This window comes from Tsukamurella soli, assembly GCF_039541155.1.
In the GTDB taxonomy this organism is placed as follows: Bacteria; Actinomycetota; Actinomycetes; order Mycobacteriales; family Mycobacteriaceae; genus Tsukamurella; species Tsukamurella soli.
In genome coordinates this window covers 54,945-63,778 of the sequence record NZ_BAABFR010000020.1, presented here as the reverse complement: position 1 = coordinate 63,778, position 8,834 = coordinate 54,945, and the positions used below count along the sequence as shown (strand labels likewise).

Annotated in this window: 8 protein-coding genes and 1 pseudogene; 3 read left to right on the top strand and 6 right to left on the bottom strand. The window is 70.6% G+C overall.

Features of this window, described 5'->3' with window-relative positions; all coding sequences use genetic code 11:
* Nucleotides 1-434: 434 nt before the first annotated feature.
* The 5 genes and pseudogenes from tyrS to ABD908_RS08720 all read right to left on the bottom strand — a co-directional run.
* Nucleotides 435-1,709 (bottom strand): tyrosine--tRNA ligase, encoded by a 1,275-nt coding sequence (gene tyrS / locus ABD908_RS08740; RefSeq protein ID WP_344993833.1) that lies wholly within the window; start codon nucleotides 1,707-1,709, stop codon nucleotides 435-437.
* Nucleotides 1,710-1,758: 49 nt separating this feature from the next.
* The gene (locus tag ABD908_RS08735) at nucleotides 1,759-3,207 is read right to left on the bottom strand and encodes an amidase (protein ID WP_344993830.1); all 1,449 of its coding nucleotides are present in this window, start codon (nucleotides 3,205-3,207) and stop codon (nucleotides 1,759-1,761) included.
* Nucleotides 3,208-3,280: 73 nt separating this feature from the next.
* Entirely contained in the window at nucleotides 3,281-3,883 is a 603-nt protein-coding gene (locus ABD908_RS08730) for a DNA-3-methyladenine glycosylase (protein WP_385924297.1), read from the bottom strand.
* On the bottom strand, nucleotides 3,876-4,082 hold the full coding sequence (locus tag ABD908_RS08725) for a Trm112 family protein (protein WP_344993824.1): 207 nt from the start codon (nucleotides 4,080-4,082) through the stop codon (nucleotides 3,876-3,878). The genes ABD908_RS08730 and ABD908_RS08725 overlap by 8 nt, the downstream gene beginning before the upstream one ends.
* A gap of 104 nt (nucleotides 4,083-4,186) precedes the next feature.
* Nucleotides 4,187-4,360 (bottom strand): annotated as a pseudogene (locus ABD908_RS08720) (DUF4334 domain-containing protein); the annotation flags it as partial.
* A gap of 144 nt (nucleotides 4,361-4,504) precedes the next feature.
* Here ABD908_RS08720 and ABD908_RS08715 point away from each other — a divergent pair.
* Genes ABD908_RS08715 through ABD908_RS08705 form a run of 3 tightly spaced genes read left to right on the top strand, consistent with a single transcriptional unit; the run spans nucleotide 4,505 to nucleotide 6,614 of the window.
* The gene (locus ABD908_RS08715) at nucleotides 4,505-5,236 is read left to right on the top strand and encodes an ABC transporter ATP-binding protein (protein ID WP_344993821.1); all 732 of its coding nucleotides are present in this window, start codon (nucleotides 4,505-4,507) and stop codon (nucleotides 5,234-5,236) included.
* The gene (locus tag ABD908_RS08710; RefSeq protein WP_344993817.1) at nucleotides 5,233-5,994 is read left to right on the top strand and encodes an ABC transporter permease; all 762 of its coding nucleotides are present in this window, start codon (nucleotides 5,233-5,235) and stop codon (nucleotides 5,992-5,994) included. Before ABD908_RS08715 ends, ABD908_RS08710 begins: the two co-directional genes overlap by 4 nt.
* The gene (locus ABD908_RS08705) at nucleotides 5,991-6,614 is read left to right on the top strand and encodes a TetR/AcrR family transcriptional regulator (RefSeq protein ID WP_344993815.1); all 624 of its coding nucleotides are present in this window, start codon (nucleotides 5,991-5,993) and stop codon (nucleotides 6,612-6,614) included. The genes ABD908_RS08710 and ABD908_RS08705 overlap by 4 nt, the downstream gene beginning before the upstream one ends.
* On the opposite strand, the gene ABD908_RS08700 is transcribed toward ABD908_RS08705, so the two are convergent.
* Nucleotides 6,589-8,829: a heavy metal translocating P-type ATPase gene (locus ABD908_RS08700; protein ID WP_344993812.1), complete on the bottom strand. Its 2,241-nt coding sequence runs from the start codon at nucleotides 8,827-8,829 to the stop codon at nucleotides 6,589-6,591. The genes ABD908_RS08705 and ABD908_RS08700 overlap by 26 nt on opposite strands.
* Nucleotides 8,830-8,834 lie beyond the last annotated feature (5 nt).

The window sequence follows — 8,834 nt, the reverse complement described above, 5'->3', positions numbered from 1 at the left end:
CGCATGCCAAAAAACAATTTTTGGCACTGACAATTCATCGACACACTGTTGAGTTCTCAAAGAACACGCACCCACCAGACCCACACCCCCAACCAGAGGGCGGAAACCAGCGAAGGCAACCGTTCCAAGCTACATGACGCAGTCCCCGGTGTCAACCAGGAACATCCTCCGCAGCAACAGGACCATCCGCACCGAGCCACTCGCCCATACGATCGATCCCCACCCGCGACACACCGTCTGACCTGGGCTTTCGCCTCCCGGCCCGGCCGGTGCCTCGCTGACTTGGAATAAGTTACGCGGCACCGAACACAAGCGCAAACCCCCAGGTCAACCCGTAACCCCACGTTCATAACCCCAGGTCACAGCCCCACACCACCCCACCAACCACCCGAACCACACCAATGTGATCCACCACACACCGCCGGGAGTCGCTCTCAGCCCGCGAATCGAGCGCCGGCGAAGTGGCGCTTACCCCGCCGAAGCACCAACCAGCGACCGTGCAGCAGGTCGCCTTCGCCGGGGGCCCAATCCTCGTCGGAGATCTTCTCGTTGTTCGAGTACGCGCCGCCCTCGCGTACTGCGCGCTTCGCCGCGCCCCGGCTGTCGGCGAGGCCGGTCACGACCAGCAGGTCGACGATGGTGCGCGGGTCACCAGGGGCGATCTCGGCCACCGTCGTCTCGCCTACTGCGGCGGCGAGTGTCCGCTCGTCGAGCTCGGCCAGGTCGGCGCGACCGAACAGCGCCTGCGCCGCCAGCTCCACTGCGCGGGTGTTCTCCACCCCGTGCACCAGGGTGGTCATCTCGGCGGCGAGCCGGCGTTGCGCAGTGCGCTTGTGTGGCGCCTCGGTGGTCTCCCGCTCGAGCTCATCGATCTCGTCGCGCGTGAGGAAGGTGAACCAGCGCAGGTAGCGGATCACGTCGGCATCGGCGGTGTTCACGAAGTACTGGTACCAGGCGTATGGGCTGGTCATCTCGGGGTCCAGCCACAGCGACCCGCCGCCTGTCGACTTCCCGAACTTCTTCCCGTCGGACGAGGTGACCAGCGGCGTCGTCAGCGCGTGGGTGGATCGACCGTCGATCCGGCGGTTCAGGTCCACCCCCGAGATGATGTTCCCCCACTGGTCGGACCCGCCGCACTGGAGCGTGCACCCGTGCCGCCGGGCGAGCTCGACGAAGTCGTAGGCCTGCAGCAGCATGTAGCTGAACTCGGTGTAGCTGATCCCGTCGCCGTCCAGCCGGCGCTTGACGGTGTCGCGGGCCAGCATCACGTTGAGCGAGAAGTGCTTGCCCACGTCGCGCAGGAAGGTAGGCACGTTCATCTGCCCGTGCCAGTCGAGGTTGTTGACCACCAGCGCGGCGTTCGGCGCGTCACCGAAGTCGACGAATCGCCGTAGCTGCGCCTCGATCCGCCCCGCCCACTCGGCCACGGTGTCGACCGAGTTCATCACCCGCTCCCCCTCGTCCCGCGGGTCGCCGATCTGGCCGGTCGCGCCGCCCCCGAGCACGATCGGCCGGTGCCCGAACTGCTGGAACCGCTTCAACGTCAGCAGCTGCACCAGGTGCCCTGCATGGAGGGACGGTGCCGTGGGGTCGAAGCCGATGTAGAGCGTCGCCATCCCCTCGGCGAGATGCGCGCGGAGCGCGTCGAGGTCGGTGGACTGCGCAATCAAGTCGCGCCAGGACAGCTCGTCGAGGATGTCAGAACTCACGCCCCTCATTGTGGCCGACCCGCGCGTTGGGACGGGACTCGGCGCCGGTTCAGCCGAGAACGTCCCGGGTGACGGACGGCCGGCGGTCGGACCACGGCGCTGCCTCTTCGAGGGTGCGCGCCAGCCCGAGCAGCACGTCCTCACGCCCGATCGGCGCGATGAACTGCACTCCTACGGGGCTGCCCTCGGCGGTGCGACCGATCGGGAGGGTGATCGCGGGCTGCCCGGACAGGTTGACCGGTGCGGTGAAGACCGCACCTCGCGTCATCAGGTCGTTGTAGGTGGTCAGGTCCTGGTGGCGCATATCGAGGAAGCCGATCTCCGGGGCGGACTCGGGCAGCACCGGCGCGAGGACCACGTCCACCGCCTGCTGCTGCCGGACGTAGTCACGGGCGAAGCCTCGCAGCAACTCGACGTCGACGTAATGCTCGGGACCGGTGATGCTCCGGCCCAGCTGGATCATCGCCCAGGTGACCGGCTCGACGTCGTCCTCCGTCACCTCGTGCCCCACGGTAGCGGCACCGAACGCGTAGCTCGCAGCCGCGGCGACCGCCCCGATCCGGCAGAACACGTGGCCCATCAGCTCGATCGCGAAACGCAGATCGAGGCCGTCGACGTGGTGCCCCAGATCCCGGCACAGCCCGGCCGCCTGCGCGACCGCGGCGGCGACGTCGTCGGACACCGCGCCACCGTCGGGCCCCTGCGTGACCACGCCGATACGCAGTGGCCCGGGCGCTCGCGTGCGCGCGGCTGCGTACGGCTCGCCGGGCAGATCCAGCGCGTACGGTTCCCCGGGCTCCGCGCCCGCGACGATGTCGAGGTAGGCGGCCGTGTCGCGCACCGACCGGGACACGCACAGGAACACGGCACCGCCGCACCAGAAGTCGGTGAGCATGGGCCCGAAGGTGATTCGGCCGCGGGACGGCTTGAGGCCGACCAGCCCGTTGATCGATGCGGGGATGCGGATGGATCCTCCGCCGTCGCTTGCGTCGGCGATCGGGACCATGCGACTCGCGACGGCCACCGACGACCCGCCGGACGATCCGCCCGGGATCAGGCTCGGGTCCCAGGGATTCACGGTGGGACCGTGCAGGGCGGGTTCGGTGGTGCCGGCCCAGCCGCCCTCGGGGACGTTCGATTTGCCGAGCGGGATCAGGCCGGCGTCCAGGGCCCGCTGCGCCAGGGTCCAGTTGCCGGTGGCGACGTGGTCCTTCCAGTAGCGGGAGCCGTTGGTCACGGGGTATCCCGCCCACTCGACCGCGAGGTCCTTCATCACGAACGGCACGCCGGACAGCGCGCTGGTGGTGCCGACGGTGGCCGCGGCCGCCCGAGCGCGATCGAAGTCGACGTAGGTGAGTGCGTTCAGGCGCGGGTTGAGCAACTCCACGCGCCGGATCGCCTCGTCGACCAGCTCCGACGAGGTGACCTCCCCTGCAGCGACCAGCGCCCCGAGTCCGACGGCGTCCTTCGCGTCGAAGACGTCCTTGATGTCCGCCACTGCCGCTCCCCTCGCGTCCGGTCGCTGTCCTGTCTAACAGAGACCGGACGCGAGGGGAGAGGTTTGCCTGACCTCAGTCGCGGACTATCGCTGCACGCTGCCGCGACACCGCCGGATCGCCGTCCAACCACAGCCGCCACGGCAGCTCGGTCGCTCGGCTGATTCCCACCCGCGGACCCGAACGGACCGGCCCGCGCCGGCCCGCGAGCTCCAATCGGATCGGCGACGAGGGATCGAGAAGGTCGATCCCGTTGTCCGCAAGGGTGATCCCCATCGCCTGCCCCAGCCGCCCGGGTCCGGAGGCGAGCACCGGCGAGGATTGGCCTGCGGGGCGACGCGTCCGCACGACCTCCTCGCCCTGCTCGACGCGTGCCGCGCGCAGCAGCACGCCGGAGCCGACACCGTCGGGCCCCGCGGTGACGTTGGCGCACAGGTGGATCCCGTATGAGAGGTAGACGTACATGTGCCCGGCCGGCCCGAACATCACTTCGTTGCGCGGCGTGAGACCTGGGAAGGTGTGCGCCGCCGGGTCGGGCCAGGGCCCGTCGGGCGGCGACCCGTATGCCTCGACCTCCACGATCCGGGCGCGCACCGGGATCCCCATCCCGCGGGCGGAGTCGACCGTCAGCGTCGAGCCGAGCACCCATCGCGCGGCCCGCAGCGGATGGTCAGCCAGCCGCGCGCGCCAGGATGCGCTGATGTTCGTCCTCGTCCACGTCGCGGGCCTCACTGATCAGCAGCACGGGGAGGCCGTCCTCGATGGGATAGGCGCGCCGCAGCCGCGCGTTGTAGAACAGTTCGCCCTCCAGATACAGCAGCGGGCCCTTGTCCTGCGGGCACGCGAGGATCTTCAGAAGCGTCGCGTCGATGGCCATGTGCGAAGGGTACCGAGTCGACCACCGACGGTCCGCGCGAACCTCCGATCGGTCAGCCAGCAGAGCCGGGCCGGCAGCTCACGACTCGCGGCAGAGGTAGAACAGAGGTAGAAGTAGAACCTCGGAGTCGCGAACCGGCTGACCTTGCCGCTCATGACGCCCATCACGGTGTCGTCGTCGATCCGCTTGAAGTGATCGATCACGGGCTGGCCGTCGTACACCATCGACGCCGTCACGACGCCCTCGTAGTCGATCATCCCGAGGCTGGCCTCGCCCCGGCTCGAGGATTCTGCCCGGCCGACCCGCGCAGGCGCCGGCGATTCTCCCACCCGCCGCACGGCATTGACTCGGTACGCCGCCGCGCGCATAATTCATTATAGGGTGAATTCATCACTCGGTGACATCCTTCCCCGGAGGTGGCCATGCCTGCCGCTGTCGACTTCGACTCGCTCACCGTGGTCCGCTCGGGCCACACGGTGCTCGACGGCATCACCGCCACGGTCGGCTCCGGCTCCATCACGGGTCTGCTCGGGCCCTCGGGCTGCGGCAAGACCACCCTCATGCGCGTAGCGGTGGGGGCACAACGCATCTCGTCCGGGTCGGCGACGGTGCTCGGCCACCCTGCCGGTTCCCGGATTCTGCGGTCGGAGATCGGCTACGTGACCCAATCACCCTCTGTGTACGCGGATCTCACCGTCGAGCAGAACGTCCGCTACTTCGCCGCCCTGTATCCCGCTCGCCGCCGGACCGCCGACGCCGACGTGGCCGACGCCATCGCGGCGGTCGGGTTGGACGGATTCCGCGGCCGCCGCACCGACGCCCTCTCCGGCGGCCAGCGCTCGCGGGTCAGTGTGGCGTGTGCGCTGGTAGCCCGCCCGCCGTTGCTGATCCTCGACGAACCGACGGTGGGCCTCGATCCCGTGCTCCGCGCCGACCTGTGGGAGCGCTTCGCGGCGCTCGCAGAGGCCGGGACCACGCTCCTGGTCTCCAGCCACGTCATGGACGAGGCCGCACACTGCAGCCGACTGATCCTGCTCCGCGACGGCCGGCTGGTCGCCGCTCTCACCCCCGATGAGCTGCGCGAACGCACCGGCGAGTCCTCCCTCGACGACGCCTTCCTGGCCCTCATCCGCCGACAGGAGGCACACTCGTGAACCCCACGATCGCGGTCGCGACGGCGATCCGCGTCCTGCGCCAGCTCCGGGCCGACCCACGCACCGTCGGCCTGGTCGTCGCCGTTCCCACCGCTCTCCTGGCGTTGCTGTACTTCCTCTACCGCGACTACGGCCGCTTCCCGGGCATGACCGGGCACCCGTTCTTCGACCGGATCGCCCTGGTCATGCTGGGGGTGCTCCCCTTCGCCCTGATGTTCATCGTGACGTCGATCGCGATGCAGCGCGAACGCGTCTCGGGCACGCTCGAGCGGCTGCTCACAACGCCGCTCGCGAAGGCGGACCTGTTGGTCGGCTACGCGGCAGCGTTCTCCGTGGCCGCAGCCGTACAGGCGGTGGTGGCGACCGCGGTCACCGTGTACCTGCTGGGGATGAAGACCGCGGGATCGGTGGGACTGGTCGTCCTCATCGCGGTGGTCGACGCGGTGCTCGGCGTGGCCCTCGGGCTGCTGTGCAGCGCCTTCGCGCGCACGGAGTTCCAGGCCGTGCAGTTCATGCCGATCGTCGTCGTGCCACAGATCTTCCTGTGCGGGTTGCTCGTTCCGCGCGATCAGATGCCCGACTGGCTGCAGTGGATCAGCCGGATACTGCCGTTGACATACGCAGTGGACGCACTGCGGGAGGTGGGGGTGCACCCGAATGCGACCGCGGCGATGTGGGTCGACCTCGCGGTGGTGGCCGGGTTCGCCGTCGTCGGGCTGGGACTCGCGGCCGCGACTCTGCAACGCTCGACCCGATGACGGCCCGTTCCGAGCGCACACCGCGCCCGCGCAGCGGCCGCCGCGCCGGCGCACCCGACACCCGCGCCCAGATCCTCGCCGCGGCGCGCACTCTGTTCGCAGCGGGCGGCTTCGAGCGCACGTCTGTCCGCACCATCGCGGCCGACGCGCGGGTCGACCCGGCGCTCGTGCACCACTACTTCGGGACCAAGCAGGACCTGTACCTCGCCGCGCTCGCCGTGCCGGTCGACCCCGAGCCCGTGCTGGCAGCGATCCGGGCGACACCGCTCGGCGCCGTGGCGCACGCGCTGCTCTCCGGGGTGATCCCGCTGTGGGACGGACCGCTGCGCGAGGCGGGCGTCGCGGTGATCCGCACCCAACTGGGCGGCAGCGGCGACCCCGCACTGGTACGCGGCTTCCTGCAGGAGATCGTGCTCGCCGAACTCACCGAGCGGATGGAGGCCGGACCCGGCGACGGCGCGCTGCGCGCGAGTCTCGTTGCGGCCCAGGTGTTCGGACTCATCGCCGCGCGACACGTGCTGCGGCTCGAGCCGCTGGCGTCGCTGCCGGCGGCGGCGGTGGCGGCGGCCTACGCGCCGCCGTTGCAGCGACTCATCAGCGGTCCGCTGGCTCGACCCTAGCCGCGGCAGGCAATCGATACCGCGTGGTGCGGGCGCTGTTGGACGCGACCGCCACCGACGAAGCGTTGTGCGCGATCGCCGCCATCACCGGAGACAGCCCGCCGAACGCACCGGCCACCAACCCCACGGCGTTGACGGCTATCGACATCCCGTAGTTCTGGCGGATCACGGAGACCGTGTGCCTCGACAGATCCCGCAGGTCCAGCAGCCTGCGCAAGTCGTCCCCGGCGAGGGCGACATCCGCAGTCTCCACGGCGACGTCGGTGCCCCCGATGCCCATCGCGATCCCGATGTCGGCCTGCGCCAGCGCCGGTGCGTCGTTGGTCCCGTCACCGACCACGGCGACGGTGTGGCCCTGGGCCCGCAGCGCCCGCACCGTCTCCTCCTTGATCTCCGGCAGCGTCTGCGCCCGCCATTCGGTGATCCCCAGCTCGGCGGCGATCGCCGCAGCAGCCGCCGGGTGGTCACCGGTGAGCATCACGATCCGCGTCACGCCGTCCGCACGGAGTGCGTCGAGCACCTCACGAGCCTCGGGCCGGACGGTGTCGCGCAGGCTCACGAGGCCCACCAGCGCGCCCTCGACCGCCAGCAGCAAGGGCGTCTCGGCCTCCTCGTGCAGCCGGCGCACCCAGCGCCAGGCATCGTCGGTGATCGCCACACCCTCCGCCGTGAGCAACTCGGGGTTACCCAGCAGGAGCGTGCGGCCGTCGGCCCGGGTCCGCATCCCGAGTCCCAGCAGCACCTCGCAGCGCTCGTGCTCGGGGATCGCGATGTGCCGCTCGCGAGTGGACCGGATGATCGCCTGCGCCAACGGATGCCGCGAGTGGATCTCGGAACTCGCGACGTAGGCGAGGATCTGCTCCGGGTCCCATGCGTCGTCGAACGACACGACGTTGGTGACCACCGGCCGCCCGACGGTGAGCGTGCCGGTCTTGTCGAACACCACCGCATCCACCCGACCCGCGGCCTCGAGGTGCGAGCCACCCTTGATCAAGATTCCGCGGCGCGCCCCGTTGCCGATCGCAGCGCTGATCGCCGTCGGCGTCGCGAGTCCGACCGCGCACGGGCAGGCGACCAGCAGCATCGTCATCGCTCGGCGGACGTCGCGGGTGACCAGCAGCGTAGCCGTCGCGACAGCGAACGACGCGGGCACGAACCGGCGGGAGAAGTTCTCGCCCACCGTCTGGATAGGAGCCCGGTCGGTCTGCGCCTGCTCGACGCGCGACAGGATCCGGCCGATCGCGGTGTCGGGGCCCACGGCGGTCGCGCGGATCACCACCCGGCCCCGCAGCAGCACGCTGCCCGCGTGTACCGCGTATCCGGCGCCCACGGCGACCGGCAGCGGTTCGCCCGTGATCGCCGATTGGTCGAGCACCCCGTCGCCCTCGAGGACCTCGCCGTCCACCGGCACCGCGACATGTTCGTGGATCACCACCTCGTCGCCCACCCGGAGCTGATCGATGGTGACCAGCCGCTCCACGCCGCCCGGCTCCCGGACCCACGCCTGCGTCTCGGTGCCTGTCAACAGGTCCCGGATCGCGCGGCGCGTGCGCCGCAGCGTGAGATCCTGGAGGTATTCGCCGATGTTCAGCAACCACAGCACGGTGAGCGCGACGACGTTCTCGCGGAGCAGCAGACTTGCGACCGTCGCAGCCGAGACGAGCACGTCCGTGCCCCCCGTCCGGCGGGCGGCGATCGAGCGCGCGGCGCCGCGCAGGAACGGGTAACCGGTGAAGATCGTCACGCCGGTGGCGACGGTGCGGCTGGTGGGGCCGAGTAGGGCGGGGCGCCGCGCTACGTACCGGCGCACGCCGAGCAACACCAGAACCGTTCCGCCGACGGCCATCCGGGCGAGGTCGCCGTTGGACACGTCCGCCGAGTGGGGTGCGCGCTCGGGCCGGGCGTCGGCCGGGCACGCGGATGCGGAGCGGATCGCGGTCAGGACCTCGGCGCGCGAGCACCGATCCGTCACCCAGACGACGACCGAGGCCGTGCGCGGGTACGCATGCGCCACACGCACACCCGTCACCCGTTCGAGCGCGTCCTCCACCGCCACCGCGCGTGCGGGGGACCCCGCGAGCCACGGCGCCACATACCGCACACGCCCCGCGGCATCCGACCGGACGGTGACGTCGAGGGCGTCCGCCGCCTCGTCGGTCGCCGATTCTCGCTCCTGCCCCGCGCGCGCTCGAACGGCCACCTGGTCCCCGCGCATCCGGG

Bases quoted from the DNA above. Each gene is read 5' to 3' on its own strand.
- ABD908_RS08705 (WP_344993815.1), top strand. From the start codon at position 5,991: ATGACGGCCCGTTCCGAGCGCACACCGCGCCCGCGCAGCGGCCGCCGC.
- ABD908_RS08700 (WP_344993812.1), bottom strand. From the start codon at position 8,829: ATGCGCGGGGACCAGGTGGCCGTTCGAGCGCGCGCGGGGCAGGAGCGA.
- ABD908_RS08725 (WP_344993824.1), bottom strand. From the start codon at position 4,082: ATGGCCATCGACGCGACGCTTCTGAAGATCCTCGCGTGCCCGCAGGAC.
- ABD908_RS08715 (WP_344993821.1), top strand. From the start codon at position 4,505: ATGCCTGCCGCTGTCGACTTCGACTCGCTCACCGTGGTCCGCTCGGGC.